This window comes from Pedobacter sp. W3I1 (assembly GCF_030816015.1).
Classification (GTDB): Bacteria; Bacteroidota; Bacteroidia; order Sphingobacteriales; family Sphingobacteriaceae; genus Pedobacter.
Genome location: NZ_JAUSXN010000001.1, coordinates 5,539,620 through 5,564,668, shown reverse-complemented (window position 1 = coordinate 5,564,668; position 25,049 = coordinate 5,539,620). Strand labels below are relative to the sequence as shown.

Annotated in this window: 12 protein-coding genes; 11 read left to right on the top strand and 1 reads right to left on the bottom strand. The window is 43.6% G+C overall.

The features are described from left to right. Positions 1–67 precede the first annotated feature (67 nt). From QF042_RS22685 to QF042_RS22675, 3 genes are all read left to right on the top strand, one after another. On the top strand, positions 68–4,222 hold the full coding sequence (locus tag QF042_RS22685) for a hybrid sensor histidine kinase/response regulator transcription factor (RefSeq protein WP_307532443.1): 4,155 nt from the start codon (positions 68–70) through the stop codon (positions 4,220–4,222). Between the two features lie 154 nt (positions 4,223–4,376). After that, a complete protein-coding gene (locus QF042_RS22680) occupies positions 4,377–4,940 on the top strand; it encodes an RNA polymerase sigma factor (protein WP_307532442.1) in 564 nt (187 codons plus the stop codon). A 20-nt stretch (positions 4,941–4,960) separates the two neighbouring features. Next, complete coding sequence (locus QF042_RS22675) at positions 4,961–5,989, top strand: family 43 glycosylhydrolase (RefSeq protein ID WP_307532441.1); 1,029 nt, start codon at positions 4,961–4,963, stop codon at positions 5,987–5,989. Between the two features lie 256 nt (positions 5,990–6,245). Here QF042_RS22675 and QF042_RS22670 read toward each other — a convergent pair whose 3' ends face one another. Continuing rightward, positions 6,246–8,075: a glycoside hydrolase family 97 protein gene (locus QF042_RS22670; RefSeq protein ID WP_307532440.1), complete on the bottom strand. Its 1,830-nt coding sequence runs from the start codon at positions 8,073–8,075 to the stop codon at positions 6,246–6,248. 220 nt (positions 8,076–8,295) lie between these two features. On the opposite strand from QF042_RS22670, the gene QF042_RS22665 reads away from it, so the two are divergent. The 8 genes from QF042_RS22665 to QF042_RS22630 all read left to right on the top strand — a co-directional run bounded on the left by QF042_RS22665 (position 8,296) and on the right by QF042_RS22630 (position 24,538). Beyond that, a complete protein-coding gene (locus tag QF042_RS22665) occupies positions 8,296–9,426 on the top strand; it encodes an alginate lyase family protein (protein ID WP_307532439.1) in 1,131 nt (376 codons plus the stop codon). Between the two features lie 446 nt (positions 9,427–9,872). Further along, positions 9,873–11,645 (top strand): right-handed parallel beta-helix repeat-containing protein, encoded by a 1,773-nt coding sequence (locus tag QF042_RS22660; protein ID WP_307532438.1) that lies wholly within the window; start codon positions 9,873–9,875, stop codon positions 11,643–11,645. A 10-nt stretch (positions 11,646–11,655) separates the two neighbouring features. After that, the gene (locus QF042_RS22655) at positions 11,656–12,861 is read left to right on the top strand and encodes an alginate lyase family protein (protein WP_307532437.1); all 1,206 of its coding nucleotides are present in this window, start codon (positions 11,656–11,658) and stop codon (positions 12,859–12,861) included. A gap of 57 nt (positions 12,862–12,918) precedes the next feature. Then, positions 12,919–14,523, top strand: a complete 1,605-nt coding sequence (locus QF042_RS22650; protein ID WP_307532436.1) for a hypothetical protein — start codon at positions 12,919–12,921, stop codon at positions 14,521–14,523. A gap of 27 nt (positions 14,524–14,550) precedes the next feature. Then, on the top strand, positions 14,551–15,573 hold the full coding sequence (locus QF042_RS22645; RefSeq protein ID WP_307532435.1) for a LacI family DNA-binding transcriptional regulator: 1,023 nt from the start codon (positions 14,551–14,553) through the stop codon (positions 15,571–15,573). A gap of 27 nt (positions 15,574–15,600) precedes the next feature. Beyond that, positions 15,601–15,723, top strand: coding sequence for a hypothetical protein (locus QF042_RS22640; RefSeq protein ID WP_307532434.1), 123 nt, complete (start codon positions 15,601–15,603; stop codon positions 15,721–15,723). 20 nt (positions 15,724–15,743) lie between these two features. Continuing rightward, positions 15,744–17,198 (top strand): glycosyl hydrolase family 28 protein, encoded by a 1,455-nt coding sequence (locus QF042_RS22635; RefSeq protein ID WP_307532433.1) that lies wholly within the window; start codon positions 15,744–15,746, stop codon positions 17,196–17,198. Between the two features lie 236 nt (positions 17,199–17,434). After that, complete coding sequence (locus QF042_RS22630; RefSeq protein ID WP_307532432.1) at positions 17,435–24,538, top strand: cellulose binding domain-containing protein; 7,104 nt, start codon at positions 17,435–17,437, stop codon at positions 24,536–24,538. Positions 24,539–25,049 lie beyond the last annotated feature (511 nt).

The following is a 25,049-nucleotide window of genomic DNA, read 5'->3' as shown; positions in this document are numbered from 1 at the left end:
TTTAAGCTTAAATATGTCCCTATTATAATAATGTTTCGTTATTTTAGTAACCAACAATCCCAGAACTGTGCGAAGAATACTGCTGCTGACCTTTCTTTTCCTATATGCCGGTCTAAGTGTCGCCTCACAGCGAGACTCGCTCAGTGTACGCCATCTTGAAATAGAAAATGGGCTATCCAATAATTATGTTCGCTGTGTTTATCAGGACAGAAAAGGATTTTTTTGGTTTGGGAGCAGGGATGGCCTTAACCGTTACGATGGGTATGGTTTCAAGGTGTTCAGAAATGAGATTGGCAATAAAACTTCGCTTATTCACAATATCATCCATGCAATTAACAGTGATACTGACAATAACATATGGATAGGCACCAGGAAGGGACTAAGTATTTATAATGATAAAAAAGGCATCTTTACAGAAGGTTCATGGCATGATCCTGTAAAAGGGACAGATTTGCCGATTACAAAGGTAATCAGAGACCTTATTCCCGGTACAAATCACACTATGCTTGTTGCTACCGAAGGGCTTGGACTTCTGAGGTTCAGGAAAGGGACAACCGTAGGTGAGCAAATTCCCCTTCTCGTAAATGGCAGGCGCACTTTTTCTTATGGTGTGCAATCTGTCAGGCTGGATGATAAGGGAAGGGAGTGGGTGTTTGTACAAAATCTCGGACTTTATTATTTTGATCCTAAAGCCCATGCACTGGTACTGGGTAACGCTGATATTGTTCTTGCGCTTTCTTTGGGGGTAAGTGGCGGACAGGTGTATATTGGTACCAACAACGGTTTATACCGCTATGATCCGGTCAAAAAGAAAAATACGGCCGTTCCAGGCGATGGAATTGGACTCGCGGGCAAAGCAATTTCAACCATTTCACCCGATAGTCATCATATGATTTATCTGGGAACAAATGGAGATGGAGTATTCCGTTATGATCCGGCAAATGGGAGGGTGCAGGTGTTGGACAATGAAGTTAATAACGGCCTGAGTGGTGAACAGATCTACTCCATATTTATCGATAAAAACGATAGAAAATGGATCGGGACTTATTCAGGGGGAGTAACCATTCTTGACCCAGTAAAAAAAATATTCCATACATGGGCACATGATCCGCAGGGCAATTCTATCCCCGGAAACTCCATTTCATCATTTTTAGCCCCAAAAGATGGAAAACTTTATATCGGCACTGATGGTACCGGACTTAGTATCTGGGATAGGAAATTAAGCCAATTTACCAATTATAAGCACAGTTCAGATCCTACAACGATCTCCAGTAATTTTATTTCATCTATGGTCTCTGACAGACATGGCAACATCTGGATCGGGACTTTTACAGAAGGCACTAACCGCCTTGATCCAAATACAGGGAAATTTACCAGGTATAAGATTATTGATCCACAGACCGGAGTAGAAAGCAAGGTCGCTTTTACGGTATTTAAAGATAGAGACCATGACATCTGGGCGGGAACCCTCAGGCGTGGAAGCCTTCTTGGAGGGCTTTATCGCTTTAACGCTAGTTTGGATAAATTTGAACTTTTCGACCAGAAGCTGGGTGATCTGTTTACCATGATGCAGGCCAGGGACGGACACATCTGGGCGGGCAATCTTGACCAGCTGATTGAGGTGGATAACAAAGGAAAGAAACACCGATTTTATGATCTTGGTTATACCGTTAGAGTGATATTTGAAGATAAAAAAGGATTGCTCTGGATAGGGACCGAAGGTGGTGGGCTCATCATTTTTGATCCTTTTAAAAGAAAGATAGTCTCCAGGTTAACTACTGCAAACGGCCTTTGTAATAATTCAGTACTGAGCCTGATCCCTGACAACCAGGGGAATCTCTGGATGAGTACCTATTTCGGCGTTTCGTGTTATAACCCTGATAAAGGTACTTTCAGAAGTTTTTATCAGAGTGACGGTTTGCAGAGCAACCAGTTCCAGATCAACGCGGGAATCAAACTTGGTACGGGGGAAATCGTTTTCGGGGGTATAAAAGGGTTTAGTCTTTTCGATCCCAGGGAAATCATTCCACACAGCCAGATGCCAAGCCTGTTTCTTACCGGAATAACCATTAACAATACGCCACTGGAAGACAATCTGAAACTGATTGTGGATGAAGACAATATTGCCATCAGGGAAATAGAGGTGCCTTATGATCAGGCAGTATTTACCTTTTCTTTTACGGCACTCGAATTTTCATCCCCGGAGAAGATTTCCTATCAATATTTTATGGATGGCTGGGACAGGGGCTGGACAAATTCGGGGAAAGACAGAAAAGCGACTTATACCCATATTTCAGAAGGCAGTTATATCTTTAAGGTTAAAAGCACCAATGCGGAAGGAGTATGGGGGCGCAATGAAATTATCCTGAAGATCAAGGTGCTTCCGCCATGGTACAGAACGTGGTGGGCCTACCTGGGGTATCTGGCCATTATCTCATCAGTTATCTATGTATATCTTAGATACAGGTCTGCACAGACCCGTCTAAAATATGAAGTTCAGATTGTGGGTCTTGAATCCCAGCGGAAGAAAGCTGAATATGATACCCAGGTAGCCAGGCATAATATGGAACGTTTGGCGCATGATAAAGAAAGACTGATCAATGAGCAGGAAAAGGCACTTGCCGAGAAACGTATGTCATTCTTTACCAATATTTCGCATGAATTCCGTTCTCCGCTTTCCCTGATCATTAATCCAATTAATGACCTGATCAAAAGCGGAAGCGTAGAAGGTAACGGAAATGCAGCACTCAGTATGATCCAGCGCAATGCCAAAAGAATGCTGTCACTGGTAGATCAGCTGCTGCTCTTCAGAAAAGCAGAAGAAGGTTTTGAGCACATTACAGCTGTCAAACTCGATCTTGAAAAACTATCCAGAGAGGTTTTTTATTGTTTTGTTCAACAGGCCTCAGCCAAAGGGATCGATTACCGGTTTGAAAATGCTGCCGTTGATAGCGAAGTTTATGCCGATAGGATAAAGATCGAAATCGTGTTGTTTAACCTGATTTCTAATGCACTCAAATATACCCCCAAAGGCGGAGAAATAGTGGTAAGCTTAACCGAAGAGGATCAAACTCTTTTGATTAGTGTACAGGATTCCGGGCCAGGGGTTCCCCTTACGGCCGGAGAAAAGATTTTTGATCGTTTTTATCAGGCGGAGCGGACGGACGGAAATCATAAATCCGGATTTGGGATCGGCCTCTACCTGGCTAAACAGTTTATGGAAGCGCATGCTGGCCATATTTCTTATGCAAACAGGGCCGAAGGCGGAAGTATATTTAATATCTGTCTCTTAAAGGGAAAAGCGCATCTTGCTGGCCAGATCATAGAAGAAGAACAGGAGGGGGCAGAAGCGCTTTTTAATGAGATGTATACCATCGAGCATACTGAATCTGCAGCGCAAAATAACATCAGTCTGGATGTAAACCTGGTTAGCGACCGGCAATCTATTCTGGTTGTCGATGATGAAAGGGATATCAGGCAATACATTTCCAATCTTTTCTCCGACCTCTACACAGTCTATCAGGCAGAAGATGGCGAACAAGGACTTCAGCTCGCTGCGGAAAAACTTCCGGACCTGATCATTACAGATTTCAAGATGCAAGGGATAGATGGGATAGAATTCTGTCAGTTGATCAAATCCAATCCTACGCTTTCTTATATCCCTGTCATTCTATTAACGGCAAGTTCATCTCAGGAAGTAAAGCTGAAAAGTGTTCACGGTGGTGCCGATGATTACATTAACAAACCCTTTGAACGCGAATACCTGATTGCAAGGGTAGCCAATCTGCTGCGCAACAGGAATAATCTCCAAAATTACTTTTATAACGAAATCACGCTCCAGAGTAATGCTGTGGTGGTATCTGAAGAGTATAAGAAATTTTTGGATACCTGTATCTTAGTTGTTGAAAATCACCTTACAGATTCTGACTTTGGCATCAAAGCGCTTGCCGACGAGATAGGCATGAGCCATTCCAATTTATATAAACGTGTAAAAAGCATTTCAGGGCAATCGGTGAATTCCTTCATCCGCTTTATCCGTTTGAGGAAGGCTGCAGAGCTGATGATCAACTCTGACCATAATGTAACCGAGGTGGCTTTCCGTTCGGGATTCAATGATGCCAAATATTTCGGCAAACAGTTCTCAAAACTTTTTGGGAACACCCCTTCAGAATTTATCCGAAAACACAGGAAGACTTTCAATAAAAGGTATAAAATGAAATAGATTATTTAATCAACCGCTGATTTTAGTAGGGTAAAAAAGGCTTTTTTGGCCTTGCTAAAGCGGTTAGGCGAAAATACACTCCTATTTTACGAATTTATACCCATCATTTTTTTTAGCGCGTACCATCTTCGTATCAACCAAATATTGATACGTTATGATGACTGAGAAATTAATTGCATTATGGGAAGGTACACTAGCGGGAAATGAACATGATTATGCACAACTGCATGCAAAACTTTATCCAAAGCTTTTCGTTTTTACCTCCAGAATGTTAGATGATGATGATCTGGTAAACGATCTTTTACAGGATCTTTTTATTAAATTCTGGGAAAACAGGGAAAAAATCGGGACGATCAGAAATGTGGAAGCTTACTTTTACAGGTCTGCCAGGTCGATCGTACTTAACCATATCCGTTTAACCAAACACCGTGAATCTAAACTGACTTTAATGCCTGTTCCAGGTTTAGTCTTTTCAGCAGAGGATATCATGGTATCTAATGAATCTGACTCCCTGATGAAGCAGCAAATGGTAACGGCACTCAATTCGCTTCCAGCCAAACAGCGGGAAATACTCACCATGCGTTTTTATGATGAGCTCAGCTATCCACAGATTGCCGAAATCCTCAAGATACGTTATCAGTCTGTGATAAACCACGTTTACCGTGCGGTACAAACCCTTCGACAGGTCTCAGACCTTTCATCCGTTTACGCAGCTTAGTAAAAAAGAAACCACATAAAATGAAAATGAACCATGCAGGCAAATGTCTGTTCAGATTTGCCTTTGCCCTGTTTGCGTTATTATACACTGCAACAGGTATGGCACAGCAGCGAAAATCAATCCTTCCCGGCGAACTTTGGCCAGACGATAAGGGAAACCATATCCAGGCACACGGCGGAGGGATTACTAAGGTGAAGAATACTTATTACTGGTATGGAGAAGAGCGCCGCCAGGGATTGGATTCTAATTACAGGTATGTGAGCTGCTATTCCTCAAAAGATCTGATGAACTGGAAATTCAGGGGAGATGTATTTAAAATGACCGATCCCGACAGCCTTGGCAAAAAATGGGTATTAGAACGCCCAAAGGTTTACCATAACATCAAGACCGGAAAATACATCATGTATATGCATATCGATGGGCAGGTAAAGGGTCAGAAAGGTAATTATAGCTATGCGCGGGTAGGTGTGGCTATTGGCGATTCTCCTACAGGACCTTACAGGTTTATTCGTGCTTTCCGCCCCTTAGGTAAGGAAAGCCGTGATATAGGCCAGTTTATAGATGATGATGGATCTGCATATCTTATTTTTGAAGACAGGCCGGTTAAAGGTTTTCACATTGCGAAACTTTCTGAAGATTACCTGGATGTTGAAAAAGATATCTGTATCATTAAGGCACCCCTGGAAGGCGGAGCCGTGGTCAAATATAATGGACTTTATTATGCAATTGGTTCGGCACTGACCAGTTGGAACCCAAACCCCAATAAGTACGCAACGGCTAAATCCCTGGAAGGACCATGGTCTGAGTTCGAAGATATTGCGCCACCTGCAACCAATACCTACGGATCACAGTCGACCTTTATGCTTAAGGTTGTGGGTACAAAATCAACTGCTGTCATCTTTGTGGCCGACAAATGGAAACCCCGTACCCAATGGGATTCGCGGTACCTTTGGATGCCCCTGGAGATCGGTGATGGTAAACTCAGGCTTCCTGGACCTAAACCATGGCGCATCAATGTGAAAACAGGAGAAACAGCGATCATAAAATAATTAGATAAATAGCCCTACCATTGACAGACTTCAATAAAAAGCGTCGTCATCTCGACTGAAGCGCAGCGAAACGGAGAGATCTATCTAGGCAGATTTCTCGACTGCGTTGCACTCCGCTCGAAATGACGATAGCTTGAGGGAGCTATCTCCTTAAACTTCCATGTCATTTATATTAATTTTATCCAATAAATTAACCCTCAGGATGACAAATCTATATTTATGATACAACCTCTTTTTATGCTGATTTCGGTAAAGACTAATTTAGTGTGATCTCGATCGCTATACCGCCTGCAGCCCTGATCATAAAAGGCATTTGATAGCCTCTTTTTACTATGATCGTTTTTTTTGAAAGTTTTTGATCACCAGCATCCTCCCAGATTGTTGCGGTATATGCCTTATTGGCATCAAGAAAGTCCATAACCATTGTATCTTTCCAGTCATTTTCTCCAGCTGCCGAACCTATAAACCAGCTGTTTCCGCTTTTTCTTGCAACACTGATACTTTTTCCTATCTCCCCCTGAAGGTATATCGTGCGGTCCCAAACCGTAGGTACCTTGCGGAAAAATTCTATCTCATCCCAATTGGTATAATCTTTTGGCCGGCCGTACCAGAAAATAGACTGTAGCGGGCTAAAATTAATTACGGTAAGTGCAAGCTGCTGTGCCTTGCTTACTTTAAGGTTTTTATGGAATTGATCTTTTGGATTGGGGAAACAAAAAGTAAAATCAGCCGCCCCTGCCAAAAAACGTGTGAAGGGAAGTACAGTGGTATGGAATGCATCAGGGCAATTTTCATCACCACGGATTCCTTCCTGGGTTAATAGAAACGGATAGGTTCTGCTCAGGCCCGTAGGTTTATAATTGTCATGGATATTCAGCACTAACCCCTTATCATTAACCTTCTTTATTGCAGAGGAAAGCCACTGCAGTCCTTTTTGACTCAGGCCATCGATAAACCCAAATTTGATGCCCTTAACGCCCCACTTTTTATACAAGGGAAGGATCTCGTCAAGATGTGCTTGTAGTCCGATATAATTTACATAGAGGATCAGTCCAACCTGATGTTGCCTACCATAATTGATTACTTTTTCCATGTCGATGTCTGCAATCGGAATTCTTGGATCAGAGGATTTACTTCTTTCCGGCCCATACCAACCCGCATCGAACATGATATACCTGAAGTCCATTTTTTCTGCCAGGTCTATACAATCAAGGGCGGACTGCGTATTGAGCTGGGCACGCATTAGTTTTCCAGCAATTGGCTTGTCTGGGCGATGAGATGAAGGGGCACCAGAAAGCTTGAAAGGCAGTTCGCTAAAGTGATGAAGACCAATCGCATTTTCTGAAACACTTATAGTTCTCCAGGGACTCTGAAAAGGCAGTGCTGCTCTTACCTGGCTATCTTTTTCAAATGAAACCTGGAGCGATCCCGGAGCTATACCGTGGGTAAGTTCTGCTTTGGTATATCCGGTGTTTTCTGCCTCTCCAATACTTAAGTAGGAGTCCTTTGCTGCCAAAGTGGAAGGAAGGTCAGAACTTCCCTTTAGTGAATCAACAGGTAGCGGTTTGAATACAGATTCCTGGTGGTACTGGTAAATCAGGTATTGGTTATTGAGATGGAAACCCGTGTTTTCCCGTAAAATGGTTATTTCCTTTTTTTTCTTTTGCCGGGGTATAATATATCTGATGGCCAAACTGCCATCAAACACACGGAAAAGTATTGAAGAAGAATAACCTTGTGATTTTAAGTTAATCCTGCGTTCATTATAGTTATTACTAATGATCCTGTTCTCTCCAAGCAGGTTGATGATATCTTCCCGGTGCGAACTTCCGGATGTGCCTGTAATGCTCACCTCTGAAGCCGCTTCCTTCGAATCAATTTGCAGGCCCAGAGCAGACCAGCCCAGTATTTCTTTTCCATTTTTGCTCATGCGGTACCTGATCTCCTTTTTTGAAAATAAGCCGATATCCACTTTTGTTCCCTTTTCAGGAGACTGAATCGAAATGATCTGCTGAACCTGTGCAAATGAGGGGGAAATCCCGAAGCCTAAGGCGATCAGCAATGTGAAAATTTTCTCTTTTTTCATGAATGTTTAATTTGAATAGGGTTACGATTTTTGTTTTTTGATCATATTCTGCTACAATCGGGGATTGGCCGGAGGTCAGATTGGTGAATATTGACAAAAGGAAAAGCGTGGGATACTCTGAAAAATATGTTTATATCCGAGGTGTTACAAGGTGAGTATGGTCTTCTATTTTTCGTGTCGTATAATGTATATTTCAAAATCTCCATTTAACCGCAAAACAATGAAAAAAATACAGCGTCTTTATTTGATTGTCTATTTTCTGTTTTTTTTAAGTTCTGTTTCATCAGCACAGAAGAAATTTATACATCCCGGTATCCTTTTTTCCAGCGCAGATCTGCAAAGAATATATCACACCGCTCAGGATAAAAACTCGGCCGGATACGCATCGTTTCAACTGCTAAGGGATAATCCACTGGCCAGCTCAACTTATGTAATGAAAGGGCCGTTCAGGGTAATATCAAGGGATGGGGAATTTGGGAATACCAAGAGCCTCATGGAAGCAGACTTCAGCGCGGCTTATCTTAACAGCCTTATGTGGATAGCTACACACGATCAAAAACATGCCGAAAAGGCCATTTCGATATTGCTGGGCTATGCAGATTCCCTGCAGCGCATTCCGGCTACCAACGACGCACCATTATTGGTCGGTTTAGAAGGGACCAAGATTATCAATGTGCTGGAAATCCTGAGACACGATTTTAAAGGTGCTGATCCCAAAAAGCTTGAACGGATAACCCGCATGGTAACCGGGATTTTTCTACCAGTTTGTGAGCAGTTTTATGCAAGTCCTCCCTACACAAATGGCAATTGGGGTCCAATAGTAACAAAATTCTACCTCTCAGCTGCAATCTATCTTGATGATCAGAAAATGTATGATAAAGCGGTACATTTTTATCTTCATGCTAACGATAACGGCACCATAGCCAATTATATAGATGGGAAAACCGGACAGATACAGGAAAGTGGCAGAGATCAGGGCCATTCTCAGTTAGGTATCGGGGCAATGGCCACTGTTTGTGAGATTGCATGGAAACAGGGTGATGACCTTTATGGTGCGCTTAATAACCGGCTGTTAAAAGGATTTGAATATACCGCCAGCTATAACCTTGGCAACCAGGTCCCGTTTAAAAAATGGAAGGATATTACCGGGAAATATAGTGAATGGGAACAGATATCCGTTCAGGGAAGGGGCAGATTTATACCCATCTACCAAATGGTTTATAACCATTATGTACGCAGAAAGGGACTTTCGATGCCCTTTACCCAGCAGGTAATAGCAAAAATGGGAGCAGAAGGCTATGATCGTGACCAACCAGGCTTTGGTGGCTTACTTTACCTTGGCAGCAAATAAGCTTCGCTACCAATCGTCTTTTATCTGATTCCTTTTTTCGACTGCCCAGGGCAGTCATAATCATTAAGTTAAGCGCGGCGGTCGTCAGTAGAAAGGTCGTCCTCTCGACCGGAGCAACGCGGAGTGGAGAGATCTTTGGACTATGTTTAAAAGATCTCTCCACTGCGGTCGGGATGACGATTTATCTTACCGGTCACCCAACTCCTTTGTTTTTTGCTAAAAAACTGACCTCTGAAAAATACGCTCATTTTGCTAAACCGGTTTTGTTTAATTAAGTTTGAGTAGCCAGATATAAGTAAATACCACATCACCAGGATATTCTCTGGCAAACAATTTTTGGATATTTAGAGTATCCCAGCGGCAACCTGGTGTCATTATTTCATGGAATCCGAAAATATTTTATCCTGTCGGATCTTTCATTAACAAAAGAAACCCTATAACCATTGATGAATAAAATTATCATATTTCTGATTTTTCCCTTACTGATGCAATTTGCGGACAAGGCTTTCGAACATGTCCCGGCTCCAGTTCCCCCAAAAAGTATTTATGTTTCCATATCTGGGAGCGATAAGGCAGACGGCTCGGTAGCTAAACCTTTAAGAACGATCAGTTATGCTGTTTTAAAGGCAATGCCTGGAGATAAGATACTCGTCTCGTCAGGAGTTTACCGTGAATCGGTGGTATTTGCACGTGGTGGAAGTTCTGAGGACAAAAGGATTACGCTGCAAGCTTTAAACCCGGCAAAAGTCATGATCAAAGGTTCTGACCGGAAGACAGGCTGGATAAAGGGTAAAAACAAACTCTGGCAGTGTACGCTGGATGCTGCTCAAACCGGGATGATGCTCTTCATTAATGGTCAAAAACTGGTCAATGTACCTACCCTTCAGGAGTGCAGCAATGCGCTGCGATGGACTAAAACCCTGGAGCATGGAAAAACGGTAATCTGGGCGAATTTCGGTGCATTGGACCCTAATGTCGGACTAACGGAACTATCAATCAGAAGTGTCGGCATCAGTGCCCTGCCTAGTGTAGATTATCTTACCATTGAGGGGATTGCTATCAGTCAGATTTTTAATGATTATGCCTCTATTTATGCCGAACAGCCCGGTGCAATAGATACTAAAAATGGAAAGTATTGGAACATAATAGACTGTTCCATCAGTGAATGCCACGCTGTAGGTATTTCTATAGGCGTAACGGGGCATGTTTATGCCGATGCTAATCCAGGACGACCGGAGTTTAACGATTATACAGATCTGGCTTCGGTTGGACATCATCAGATCAAAGGAAACCATATTTTCAATTGTGGTCAGGCCGGTATTTTTGGATTAATTGGTGGTACTTCAAGCACTATCCAGGATAATCTGATAGAGAACATCAACCAGGATGGCAGTTATACAGGTAATGAATCTGCAGGTATCCGGCTGGCCATGGCGGTTGATGCCACCATTACACATAACCTGATCCGCAGGGTTTATGGAAAAAACGGTTATGGTGTATTTTTAGGGCCAATTTTTCAGGGCGCCCGTCTATCCAGGAATATTATTTCAGACAGTGATGCCGGGTTGTTTTACCTGTTTAAAAACCATGGGCCCGTTTTATTTGACAACAATATACTTGCAATGGCCGATACTGCAGATAAAGATATGGCGGGAGTAAAGATGGAGGCATCAGAAGCAAATGTTTTTGTTCAAAACCTGTTCTATAACTGTAGTTTCTACAATGGCCGGCAACCCGGGAAATCAGTATCAACCTCCAATTTTTTACCGCATAGCCTGGTGATCAAACAGACGATTCCTGCTCTTGATATCGACCACCGATGGTATGGAAATCTTTTTATCGGTAAAGGGGCAGGCATAGCAAAGCCAGCAGGAGGTGAAGCAGATTTTAATCTTTATGCAGATGGAGCCCTTCCGCTAAGCTGGGCAGATCTGAACAGCTCAAAAACCAAAAATAGTTTTTCCTTTCGCCTGGAACACAACCAGAAAGGGGTAGCATTATTTTGGAAAAAAGAAGCACTAAAGCCAATAAAAATCCCGGCATTAACAGCTGATTTTTTAGGCTTTTTTGCGTTGAGCAAGCAGTATATAGAATATCCTGATGGAAAAAAGATAACGATTGACAGGGATTTCCTGAATACGGTGGGCGGGGCTTCAGCAAGGTTTCCAGGGCCTTTTTATCCCGGGCATAGCCTTAAGCAAAGAATAAAATTATTTTAAAATATTGAGCATGCATAGTTTAAATGTATATCACAGGGTAATCCGTAATGGTAAATGGATGTTAACCTTTATCATCTTCTTTTCCTATATGGCAAACACTTATGGGCAGGTGCTAAAATTGGAAAAACCGATGGCCTACCATCCCAAGCCTTTTACCCATCCCGGCCTGTTGCATTCAGGCAGTGATCTCCAGCGGATGAAAGATATGGTCGCCATGGGCAGGGAACCATGGAAGAGTGCATTTGAGAAATTCAGGTTGCATCCATGGTCGAGCGCTTCCTGGGAACCTCATGCCGTCCAGCATGTAGAGCGTAGCTTACTGATTGGTGCCGGCAAAAATATCGGAAACCTGGAGAAAGATGTTTGCGCCGCTTATCAAAATGCAGTGATGTGGACTATTACGGGCGATGAAGCCCATGCCAAAACGGCGATAAAAATTATAAATGCCTGGTCTGAAACCTTTAAGGTTTTTGATGGAACAGATGTGGAGTTAGGAGCTGGACTAAATGTTTTTAAGATGGCCAGTGCCGCAGAGATTATGCGCGCTACTTATCCAAAATGGAAACAGGAGGACATCGAAAAATGCAAAGTGATGTTCAGGGATGTGTTTTATCCCCCGATTCAATATTTTGCGCTTTGGGCCCACGGTAACTGGGATCTTGCCTGCATGAAGGGTATGATGGCTATTGCCGTTTTTAATGATGATCATGAAATGTTCGATCGCGCAGTTGATTTTTATTATAAGGGCCCTGGAAATGGTAGCCTGCTGCATTATATTGTAAATGAAGATGGCCAGGGGCAGGAGAGTGGACGTGACCAACCGCACAGTATGCTTGGGATCGGCCATCTGGCAGAAATGTGCGAGATTGGATGGAACCAGGGGATGGATATGTACAGTTTTGCGCAAAACAGGTTGCTCAAAGGCTTTGAGTATACAGCCCGTTATAATCTCGGGGAAGATGTGTCCTTTCAGCCTTATACCGACATCAGCGGCAGGTTTCCTGCCGATAAGATATCCACCAGTGGAAGAGGCAACCTACGTTCGATCTTTGAACAGGTATATAACCATTATGCTTTTCGGATAAAAGGTATACCGGCAGACGAGTACCGCTACACTAAACAAGCAGCAGATGAACTTAGACCTGAAGGGGCAGGATTCAATGCAGACAATGCAGGTTTTGGAACGCTTTTCTTTTCCCTGCCGCATCCACAATAATCCGGATAGCCATATAATTTAAAATAGACTGACCGATAATGCGCTAAACTAATTTCTATGACCAGAATAATTTTTATCTGCTTTGCTTTTTTATTGCTGTGCCAAAACATTTTTGCTGCAGAATGGCAATGGTCTGTTCCGGTAAAGAGCAGCATTTCTTCCGAGACAGGAGAACTGCCAACAGCATTTTTATGGATCCCGCCTGATTGTAAACAGGTAAGGGGGGTAGTTATAGGGCAGCACAATATGCTCGAAGAAGGGATATTGGAACACAGTGCTTTTAGAAAAAACCTTTCTGCCCTCGGCCTTGCTGAAATCTGGATTACGCCTTCAGTGGATATGGTCTTTAATTTTAGCTCCTCGGCGGTTTTTTTCGCAACAATGAAAAACCTGGCAGAAATATCGGGTTACAGTGAACTGGCATTTGCCCCTGTTATACCTATAGGACACTCTGCTGCAGCAAGCTATCCCTGGAATTTTGCAGCTTATAATCCTGATCGGACAATCGCCGTGTTATCCATACATGGAGATGCACCATTAACCAATATGACTGGTAGCGGTAAGCCCAATCCAGACTGGGGGGGAAGGAACCTAAACGGCATCCCCGGACTTTTTGTGATGGGCGAAGATGAATGGTTGGAGGGCCGGATTAGCCCGGCAATGAAATACAGAAAAGATAACCCCGATTCGCCCATTGCACTGTTCTGTGATGCTGGACATGGCCACTTTGATTATTCAGATGAGTTGATAGACTACCTTAACTTGTTTATCTCTAAAGCAGTAAAAACCCGGCTTCCCAAAAAAATACCTTTAAATACTTTTCCGATTCTTTCTGCTATTCAGCCCCAGAAAGGATGGCTGGTTGATAGATGGAGAAAAGACGAATTGCCAAATGCTGTTTCGGCGCCCTACCATGATTATAAAGGAAACAAAGCCGAGGCCGGATGGGTATTTGACGGGCAAATGGCAAAGGTAACCGAGGATCTGTATAAAGTCGCGCGGGCTAAAATAAAGCGGTCAATCGGATTCATGCAAAATGGTAAACTCTTACCTCCTGCAGGCTTTGCTGGTTTCAGACCTCTTTTCGATCCCCTTGCGGATGGGATTACCTTTCATGTTTCGGCAATAAATACTGATACCGCAACCCATGCCATTAATGTACTTTACCGTCCCGAAGAGAAAATCGTGATCTCCCGGATCTGTGGTCCGGTCAGGAAAATCAATGACACTACATTTCAGGTAGCTTTTTACCGAATGGGCTTCAATAACACCAAGCGGAGCAATGATATCTGGCTAATGGCCAGTCAGAAGGGAGATGCAAAATACCGCTCATCCGTGCAACAGGCAAATATGAAGATACCTCTTTCCAATCTGAAAGGGATACCACAGAAAATTACTTTTCCGGAAATCGCAGACCAGAAAAAGTCTGTAAAATCCATGAAACTAGTTGGCCGCTCTGATGCCGGACTGCCATTACAGTATTTCGTAAAGGAAGGGCCAGTAGAAATCGTAGACGGTATCCTTTATTTTACAGCCATCCCGCCCAGAAGCAAGTTGCCTTTAAAAGTTACGCTGGTAGCGTGGCAATATGGAGCTAATACGCCCGCGCGACAGGTCCAATCGGCTGTTCCGATACAAAGGACATTTTCGATAATCAACTGATCTGTCACTTCAATCTAATTTCCGGTAATGGCAAAAAAGATCTCCATAGGCGATATAGCAACTGCCCTGAATATTTCAAAGTCTACAATTTCCTTCATTATCAATGGTAAGGCCAAAGAGAAACGTATCAGTTTGGCTTTGACCGAAAAAGTACTGCAGTACATTGATGAGAACGGCTATAAACCAAGTCGCCTGGCCCAGAGCCTGAGCACCGGTAAGACTATGATTATTGGCTTGATGGTGGAAAAGATCTCCGATTATTTTTTTGCCCAGATGGCTTATCATATCGAGGAAATTGCCTATCAGAACGGATATAAGATTTTCTATTGTAGTACCGATAACGATCCGGATAAAACCAGGGAGCTCATCCAGCTTTTCAGAGACCGCAATGTAGATGGTTATATTATAACTCCTCCGCCCGGGATGGAAAAAGAAATACAGTCGCTTATTGATGAAGGATCTCCGGTTGTACTGTTCGATAGGTATTATCAGGATATTGAATCAAGTTATGTAATCCTTGATAATTTTAAAGCCAGCTATAATGCTTCGAAATACCTGGCAGAGCATGCTTTTGCTCATATTGCATTTATTACGCTGGATAGCAGCCAGAGCCAGATGGAAGATCGGAAACTGGGCTATATAAAGGCAATGGCCGAACATGGGCTGGAGGTTATTGTAGAAAAAGTGCCTTATGGAAATGATCCGGCTCAAACGGTTAAGCAGCTTGTGAGGTTCCTCAGACAGAACAAAAGGGTCGACGCTGTTTATTTCGCTACAAATTACCTTACTTTTAGTGGCATAAAGGCGATCAATCAGCTTGGTTATAACATACCGGGCAACATGGGCATTGTTGCATTTGATGATCACCAGGTCTTCGATTTTTACGAACCGACCATAACTGCAGTCGCCCAGCCTATATCTGAACTTGCGCGGCAATCGATCAGGGTACTGCTCAGTTTACTCAACAAACCTTTAGAAGAGCGGGCTGTCCAAAAAGTAACTGTTCCGGCCCATTTCATTATCAGGGATTCAACCACCAGACCGTTATAAAAAACGATTAAAATCATTTGATAAAGAATGAGTATAGAAGGCAGGGTGGAGTGTCTTATGATGGAAACAGGGCAGAATTTTACGGTTTGGGCCATCAAGGCCGGAAACATGTGTTTTGCCATCATCAAGGCCAGGTATTATCCGGCCTGATTTTATCATACAGCCATTTTATGAAGCATTTATTCAACATCACAAGATGTTTTGTTGCCATAGGTTTAATCCTATTGGGCGCACCGTCTTTAACTGCACAAACCAAGCCGATATTAAAAGCATATCCTGCACCAGCATCCGTTCCGCAGAATACCGATTTTACTGTTAAAGTTCGGATGCCTGGACAACCCTGGCAGGATCTCCCTGAATATGCCGTAATGGTTGACCGGGTCAAGGGATTGGACCATTCAGTAGAAAAAGCCTCAATGGCCTATTTTGATTTTTCAGGGGCAGTAGAGATTTCCGTACAATTTAATAAAGGTGCTATCAGTACCTCGCGGATACGTCCGCTTTCCTATCATATTCCGAATAAAGTATCGGGCAGGACAATTACCTTTAAACTGGAGAAACCCGCAAATCTTTCTGTTGAGGTAAACGGTGATCTTTTTCACAACCTTCACCTCTTTGCAAATCCCGTAGAAACGTTCATTCCTGATAGTACAGATAAAAATGTTGTTTTTTTTGGACCCGGTTTACATGAAATTCCCAAAGGGAAATTAAAGGTTTTATCCGGAAAAACCGTATATGTTGCTGGCGGCGCTGTTCTTAAGGGGCAGATCCTGATCGACAAGGTTGAAAATGTTAAGGTTCTCGGAAGGGGAATGATCGACCACTCCATTAAAGGCGCCATCAAGATTGCGAATTCCAAAAATATCGAAATAGACGGGCTCTTCGGTACCCAGTGTTTTACAGGAGGATCAGACAACGTAACCATACGCAACTTTAAATGCATGAGCTACTATAAATGGGGCGACGGCATGAATGTTATTTCAAGTAATAACGTACTCATTGATGGCGTTTTTAACCGTAATTCCGACGACTGTACTACCGTTTATGGTACCCGGCTGGGATTTACCGGAGGCTGTAAAAATGTGACCATGCGCAATTCTACCCTTTGGGCTGATGTTGCCCACCCTATTCTCATTGGGACCCATAGGAATACGCCCCGGCCCGAAGTGCTGGAAAACCTGAGCTATATCAATATCGATATTTTGGACCATAAAGAGCCACAGGTCGATTATCAGGGCTGTATGAGCATCAATGCCGGCGACAGTAATCTGATCCGCAATGTCCGGTTCGAGGATATCAGGGTTGAAGACTTCAGGGAAGGCCAGTTGGTTAATCTCCGGGTGTTTTTCAATCCCAAATATTGTACTTCTCCTGGCCGTGGTATTGAAAATGTTTTATTTAAAAACGTAAGCTACCATGGTAAAAATGCAAAACCTTCGATCATATTAGGTTATGACGACCAGAGAAAGGTTAAGAACATTGTATTTGAGGACCTGAGGTTAAACGGGGTATTGTTTTCTGATGATATGCCTGGCAAGCCTGCCTGGTTCAAGACTTCCGATATGGCCGGCATGTTTGTCGGCGATCATGTTGACGGTGTGATTTTTCGCAGGACCGGAAAGTAGCTGAGATTATTGGGGCCAATAAGGAAAAGCCTGTTATTTAAAATGCACATGAGGTTATTCAGTCCGGCTTGCTTTTATAGACAATGAAAAGGCCTCGATTTAAGACACGTTTTTTTTATGGATTAGTGACCAATGTATGCTTATTTTTTTTATATGAGTATCAAAGGGTGATATCATGCGTCTTTATGGAAATCGGCTCTCAAAAATCTGATTTATAACCAACTAATTACATCCTTATGAGAAAATTTTTACTTTATCAGTTAAAACTGATGGCAAAAAAGAACCGTATTTTTTTCTTTTTTGCTGTTCTGACTTTTTTGGGCGCTCAATCAACGGCACAGGCACAAACATTAATTCATCCGGGTATTGCCTTAAACCAGGCAGACCTGAATCAGTTGAAAGCCAACATTACCCGGGAGCCCTGGCTTTCGGCTTATAATTCATTTAAGAACGATGCACGGTCTAAACTTACCTATGTAATGGCAGGGCCATTTGCCACTGTTACCCGTGCCCCCGATTTAAACAATAGTCAATGGAGAAATGATATGGTGGCTGTCCATAACCTGGCATTTATGTGGTGGTTTACCGGCGATTCGACTTATGCCCGTAAAGCGACCAATATACTGGATGCCTGGGCGGTTACCAATACCACCTGGGGAGGCGGCGAATCTATGCTGGATATCGGCGATTATGCCCAGTATTGGGGCGTAGGGGCAGAAATCCTGCGCTATACCTTTCCTGGCTGGACTGCAGCCAATACACAGCATGTAGAAAAATATTTTTCTGAAGTTTTATTTCCAACCTCATTTGTTCCATTTCCGTTGCGGGATCAGAACAAGGGGGCTATCCAATTAAAAATTGCCCTCGCAGCATCGGTTTTTTGTAATGATGTAACCAGGTTTAACCAGTCGATAGAAGTGTATAGGATGGATGCCGGCGGGGGCATGCGTAACTCGCTGCCCAATGGCGAAGTAGGAGATACCGGCCGCGACGACCACTGGCGTGTGCAGGCAGCAGCCCTGGCATGGGGTGCTGAAGTTGCCTACAAGCAGAAGATAGATATGTTTGCCGAACTTGATAACCGGGTATTGGCTATTGGTGAGTTATATCATCAATATGCTTTTGACGGGGCTACCATGACCTATATTCCCTTTGGTGGTTATGCCAGTTATTGGACCAACTGGGGCATCAATCCGGGAGCGAGGGTTGGCGATATGACTAATCTTATTTATAATGCTTACAAGATTCGTAAAGGAATACCTACCCCTCATACCGACAGGATGCGGGCTGCTTTGGGCGGTGCCGGGGGCGATTTTTTGTATCTGAAATCGTCTGACACTTCTACAGCGATTACTTTGCCTCCGGTGTTTTATCCTGCTGACCATGTGCAGCCTGTAAGTAACCTCACCAATACTGATATTGGTAACCCTGGACTGACAGGCAGTGCTGCATTCAATAACGGTATCTGGACATTAAAGGCGGCCGGAACTTCAACCAGCAATGCCTTCAGCTTTAACTTTAAAAAAGTTAGTGGCAATGCTGGCCTGGTTGTAAAAGTTGATAATATGTCGCTGACTACCGGAGGCTGCGGTGTGATGTTACGCGAATCGTTAGCGCCCGGTTCTGCTTTTTGGGACATTTTTCTCGGAGCAAACGGTGGCGTAGGCAGGCATGGCCAGCCCAAAGCACCCTGGTGGTTAAAAATTGAACGTGTAGGTACCCGAATATTTGCTTATCATTCGCAGGACGGTGTTAACTGGACCAATCTTGTTTGCTGGTATTCAGCTACAGGGTTTCCAGCTAATTTGTATGCAGGGTTTTATACTGTTTCTAATAATGTATCTGCGCAAAATACAGCTACATTCAGTAACGTGGGTTATAGCCAGTCTGCACCAACAGGCTCACCAGAGATCAGTAGTGCCACAACGGCCGCAGCTACTGTGGGTGCACCTTTCAGTTACAGCATTAATGCCAGTGGCAATCCAGTTTCCTATAGCGCCAGTGGCTTGCCCGCAGGCCTTACCTTGGATGCAGCAACCGGTATTATTTCCGGTACACCTACCGAGTTGGGAAAGAGTGAAGTTACCCTGGCCTCTACCAATAACATGGGCAGTGGTACGGCAACCCTAATACTGAATGTAATTGCTGCCCAGGCACCAGCAGCGCCTGCTTCGATGGTTGCATCGGTAGTTAATTCAACACAAATCAAACTGAGCTGGGCAGCTTCTGCCAATGCGACTACTTATTCGGTGAAACGTTCACTAACACCAGGAGGAACCTATACAACTATTCAGTCGGGTATTACAGGCACCAGTTTTACAGACCTTGCTCCTGCATCGGAAGTGAATAACTATTATGTTGTCACCGCGCTTACCGGAGATAAAGAAAGTGTTAATTCCAACGAAGTTTTCGCATCTGTGCCTCCGGCAATTCCCAGCCAGCCTATAGTGGTTAACCAAAGCGACCGGATTAATCTCACATGGGATGCCGCTTCGGGCGCTGTTTCGTATAAGGTAAAACGCGGTACGGTAAGTGGTGGTCCATATACCACCATTGCAACAGTTAGCACTACTGCCTATGAAGATACTGCTGTTGCCAGTGGCAGTCCATATTACTATGTAATTTCTTCGGTAGGAACGACAAAGGAAAGTGCCAATTCGATTGAAACTTTTGGTGTTCCGGGTGCAAGCTCCTCGGTATGGAGCTCAACACCACTTACAGATTCATTAAACCTGGCCAGCAACTGGATCGGAAATACGCTTCCGGTAAACCCGGCTATATTAACATTCAATGCCACTACCGATTCGCTACTGACCAACGATATAAACGGTATCATAGCATCGAGAATTCAATTTGGAGCCGAAGCGAATACTTATACGATTTCAGGTAACGCTTTAACATTAAAGAATGACCTGGTTAACAACTCCTCAAATCCTGAAAAATTAACCATGCCTATCATTTTGGGCGGACAATTAAATGTGGCTGCAAAAACAAACAGCATTGAGTTAAATGGCATGGTAAGCGGAACCGGAAGTTTACTTAAAACAGGAAACTCGGCGCTTGTGCTATCTGGCGCGAACACTTATTCCGGTAACACAATTATTAGGGGTACAAGAGGTTATGCCTGGGGTTCAACTGATGGTATCCAGGTTCTGGGTATAGGTACAGGCACATCAGGTGCTCCAACCAGCGGCCCTTTGGGTACCGGAAAAATCATCATGGAAGGTGGTGCTTTGTATACCGGATTAACTACTGAAACGGCCACTTTGTACAATGATATTGAAGTTCCTGCAGGTCAGAGTGGTTTCTTTTATGAGCGCATGGGACATTTAAATTTATATGGAAAAATCTCAGGGAGCGGGGGGCTATATAATGATGGATCGGATAATTATGCTACTATTAGCCTTTATGGCGACAATAGCGGCTTTACAGGCACTTTCATTACCAAACTGCGCAGCGGAAGCCACCGCCTGGCTTTTGCTACGCCACAATCGGGCAGTGCGAACGCGGCCTGGCTCCTGGACGCTCAGGGTATTGATTGCCACCGGATTATGTTTGCCTCAGGAGTGCTTGAGTTTGGTTCACTTTCAGGAAGAGGCGGTATCCGTTCCAATGTTGCCGGAACGCCTGTGATCAGAATCGGAGCGCTGAATACCAACACCAATTTTGGTGGAACAATGGCCAATGCAGCAGGCACGCTATCAGTAGAAAAAGTTGGAACAGGAATCCTCACTTTTTCAGGAAACAGTACGTTTGGAGGATCAACAACTGTTTTAAACGGAACATTTTTATTGAACAATGGTTCTGCAGGTACATATAACAGCCCCATTGTTGCTAAACAAGGCTCCTTAGGTGGAGGTGGAAAAAATACCAGTACAATAACCATCGGTACCGGCTCGGGTGCTGGAGCTACATTAGTGCCAGGCACTGATGGAACCATTGGTACTTTAAGCACAACAGGACTTATTACCCTAAATACGGATGCAACCTATAAAGTTGATGTGAATGGCCCGGCCGCTACCGCTGACAAGGTAATTGTAGGCGCTGCTTCATTAAACCAGTCGCGATTGCTTTTAAACAGCCTTGTTTCAGGTTCATTGCCTATGGGTACCAACTTTACCATTTTAGACAATACAGGAACTAATTCAATTAATGGTATTTTTAAGGATCTTCCTGAAATGTCACTTATTTCGGCAGGTAGTTATAACTTTCGTATTACTTATAAAGGAGGATCTGGCAACGATGTACAGTTGCTTGATGATAGAACCCTTCCGGTAACAATTACCAGCGCGTTAACCGATACTGCGCTGATTGGCAAGAATTTTACTTATACCATTACAGCCATCAAATCGCCGACCAATGCTACTGGTCTTCCTGCCGGATTGAGTATAAATACTGCTACAGGCGTAATCTCCGGAACGCCAGGCGAATCCGGTCTTTTTTCCATTACGTTAACGGCTTCAAATGAGACCGGCGCCGACACAGCAGCCCTTTCTTTAAAGATTTTAAGCACTACGGTAAGTGGCGTTCTGGTTGCCGCTGGAGATGCTAAAAATATAGTCGAATGGGATGCTATTCAGAACTTCACTTATCATGTTAAACGCTCAGCTACATCGGGCGGACCTTATACTACTATTGCAAGTGTGGGTACGCCTACGTTTACCGATACCAATGTGAGCAATGGAACTTCGTATTATTATGTAGTGGCCCTGGTGGATAGCACCGGAGAAATGTCATCAAGCGCAGAGGTGGTGGCAACACCAAATATCGGTCAGGTTTCTTACCTGAAATTTGACGAGACAAGCGGAATGCGAGGTATCGACAGTTGGGGGGCAAGGCATGGATTATTAGCAGCCACTGCAGGCCGCGATGTAGGCAAATACGGGAAGGCGCTTAAACTTGACGGAACTGCCAACGCTTATGCCACGCTTCCAACAGGCATAGTCAGTGCCTTAAATGACTTTACCATTTCAACGTGGTTAAAGATGGATGCCAAAACAAACTGGATGCGTGTATTTGACTTTGGTGCCGGAACCAGTAAATATATGTTTTTATCTATTCAGGCAGGAAGTGCCAATGTAATGCGCTATGCCATTAAAAATGGAGGAGCGGAGCAGGTTGTCAGTTATAATTATACTTTGCCGCTTAACACCTGGACTCACTTGGCCATTACCCAATCAGGCAATACCTGCACACTGTATATCAACGGAACTGCTGTTGCCGCTAATACGGGCCTTACCATTAAACCTTCTGCCATTGGCAGTACAACGCTGAATTATCTGGGCAGATCGCAGTTTAACGATCCGTTGTTTAATGGTTCAATTGATGAGTTCAAACTCTATAGCAGGGCTTTGACCGCCGCGGAGATTGCCCAGAATATGAAGTTGGGCCAGAACATAATATTTAATGCCCTGGCTGCAAAAGGTACTGGGGATGCTGATTTTGACCCTGCTGCTACTGCAACATCAGGCCTTCCGGTGACTTATGTAAGCTCAGATCCATCAATTGCAACTATTGTGGATGGAAAGATCCACATTATAGCTGCCGGAACCTCTAACATTACCGCATCACAGGCCGGAAATACAGATTACACGGCAGCACAGCCGATAAGCCGGATCTTGACCGTTAAAAATGTACAGACCATAAGCTTTCCTGCTATGGCCAGCAAAGTTACCGGTGATGTAGATTTTGATGCAGGCGCTATTGCAAGTTCGGGTTTAACCCTAAGTTATAACAGTTCAGATCCTAATGTTGCAACAGTAGTTGATGGAAAGCTGCATATTCTAACTGCGGGTACCACAACAATCACAGCATCACAAGCCGGAAACGCCCAATACCTGGCTGCAACCCCGGTATCACAGGTATTAACCGTTAAAAATGTACAGACCATAAACTTCGCTGCCATTGCGCCAAAAGTTCTTGGCGATGCAGATTTTACCCTTGAGGCTTCAGCTACTTCGGGTATTCCTGTAAGCTTTAGCAGCTCAGATGAAAATGTAGCAACGGTGATAAATAGCGTGGTACACATCTTAAAAGCCGGAACGACCACATTTACAGCTACTCAGCCAGGAAATGGGTCGTACAGTTCAGCCAATGCAACTCAAAGCCTCACTATTCTGCCTTTAAATTTAAAGGTTTTATCAGCGGATGGCGATAACGGACAGCAATTGAACAATGTGATCAGGCCAAAACTAAAAATCGTAAACGAGGATACAACCTCGACAAGTTACAGTCAACTTACAGCCCGGTATTGGTTTACGGCTGAAAATTTTGCCGGCATTAATACCTGGATCGATTATGCCCAGATGGGCAACAGCAAGGTTAAAACTAAATATATCCAGTTGAACCAGCCAAAAAAAAACGCATATGGATATGTTGAATACAGTTTCGATGCTACAGCAGGAACACTTGCCGCTGGGGCAGGTTCGGGCATTATCGAATCGGGCATTGCCAACACTAACTGGGCAAACTTTACCGAAAGTAACGACTTTTCTTACCAGGCCGGTTCTACTTACGTTGCCAATAGCAAGATTACTTTATACCGTAACGGAGTTCTGGTATGGGGAGTTGAGCCTCAACTTATAGCCGAAACCAAAAGCGTTAAAGTACTTACGGAAAGCAAAAACGCTGGAAACAGCACAATCAGTACGTATTTAAAGGTAGAGAATACAGGCAATACTTCAATTGATTACAAAGATATCGCCATCAGGTATTTCTTTACGCCTGAAAGCGCAGCAAGCCTGGACTTCTGGGTAGACTATGCTAATTTGGGCGCTGCTAAAATAAAGGGACAGTTTGTGGCGATCAGTCCATCGCTAAGTGTTACCGGTAGCACATACCTCGAACTGAAAGTAGATTCAAGCGCTGGTAAGCTTTATCCCTTAAGCGGAACAGGAAACATCCAGTACCGGATTGCCAAGTCAGACTGGTCATCATTTAACCAGTTGAACGATTATTCTTACCAGACGGGCAATTTTGCTGAAAATAACCATGTGTGTGTTTACTACAAGGGAGAGTTGATTTATGGTACAGCCCCAGCCGGTTCAAATAACCAGTTGGCCATTGCCGCACAAAAAGAACTCAGCACGAATGTAGCCAGCAGCACCGTAATTTATCCGAACCCGGTAACCAACAGCAGGTTTAGTGTTACCACAACTGCAAACCTGTTAAAGAAGGATGTGGAAGTGAAATTAATAGATTTAACCGGACGCACCGTCTATTCAAAATCTGCGGTCAACAATTCTGGCAATATAGAAGTACAGTTACAACGGCAGGTATCTGCAGGAGTTTACGTTTTGCTTCTTAATAACCAGTATGCAGGCAAAGTACTGATCAACTAATGTGAGTTTGATTTAGCGCTTTACAGGGAAGAGGTTGTCTCATAATATAGAATGTCATCCTGAGGGATAATTTATTGTATAAAAATCAATATGAATGACAGGAATTTTAATAGATGATAATCCGATAAGAATCTTATTCCCAGAGGTCAGTTTTTAGCAAAAAACAAAGGAGTTGGGTGACAGGTAAGATAAATCGTCATCTCGACCGCAGTGGAGAGATCTTTTAACATAGTCCAAAGATCTCTCCACTTCGCATTTGCTTCGGTCGAGATGACGTCAATTTTAGAATCTGTCATTGTTAAATGATTGGGAATTTTAAAGCTTATGCATTAAGATTCCCGCCTGCGCCTATCGTGTGGACACATCTTTTTGAGTTTAATTTTTTAGGCGTTTTGCTAGCTTCCTCAAATAACACATTGTTTTAACCGAAGAACGCCGTCAATCCCAAGGGCCGGAGAAATCAAAAAAACAGTTGCAGGAAAGAACAGATAGTACTACCAAACCTAAAACG

Bases quoted from the DNA above. Each gene is read 5' to 3' on its own strand.
- QF042_RS22680 (WP_307532442.1), top strand. From the start codon at position 4,377: ATGATGACTGAGAAATTAATTGCATTATGGGAAGGTACACTAGCGGGA.
- QF042_RS22675 (WP_307532441.1), top strand. From the start codon at position 4,961: ATGAAAATGAACCATGCAGGCAAATGTCTGTTCAGATTTGCCTTTGCC.
- QF042_RS22670 (WP_307532440.1), bottom strand. From the start codon at position 8,075: ATGAAAAAAGAGAAAATTTTCACATTGCTGATCGCCTTAGGCTTCGGG.
- QF042_RS22665 (WP_307532439.1), top strand. From the start codon at position 8,296: ATGAAAAAAATACAGCGTCTTTATTTGATTGTCTATTTTCTGTTTTTT.
- QF042_RS22660 (WP_307532438.1), top strand. From the start codon at position 9,873: ATGAATAAAATTATCATATTTCTGATTTTTCCCTTACTGATGCAATTT.
- QF042_RS22655 (WP_307532437.1), top strand. From the start codon at position 11,656: ATGCATAGTTTAAATGTATATCACAGGGTAATCCGTAATGGTAAATGG.
- QF042_RS22650 (WP_307532436.1), top strand. From the start codon at position 12,919: ATGACCAGAATAATTTTTATCTGCTTTGCTTTTTTATTGCTGTGCCAA.
- QF042_RS22645 (WP_307532435.1), top strand. From the start codon at position 14,551: ATGGCAAAAAAGATCTCCATAGGCGATATAGCAACTGCCCTGAATATT.
- QF042_RS22640 (WP_307532434.1), top strand. From the start codon at position 15,601: ATGAGTATAGAAGGCAGGGTGGAGTGTCTTATGATGGAAACAGGGCAG.
- QF042_RS22635 (WP_307532433.1), top strand. From the start codon at position 15,744: ATGAAGCATTTATTCAACATCACAAGATGTTTTGTTGCCATAGGTTTA.
- QF042_RS22630 (WP_307532432.1), top strand. From the start codon at position 17,435: ATGAGAAAATTTTTACTTTATCAGTTAAAACTGATGGCAAAAAAGAAC.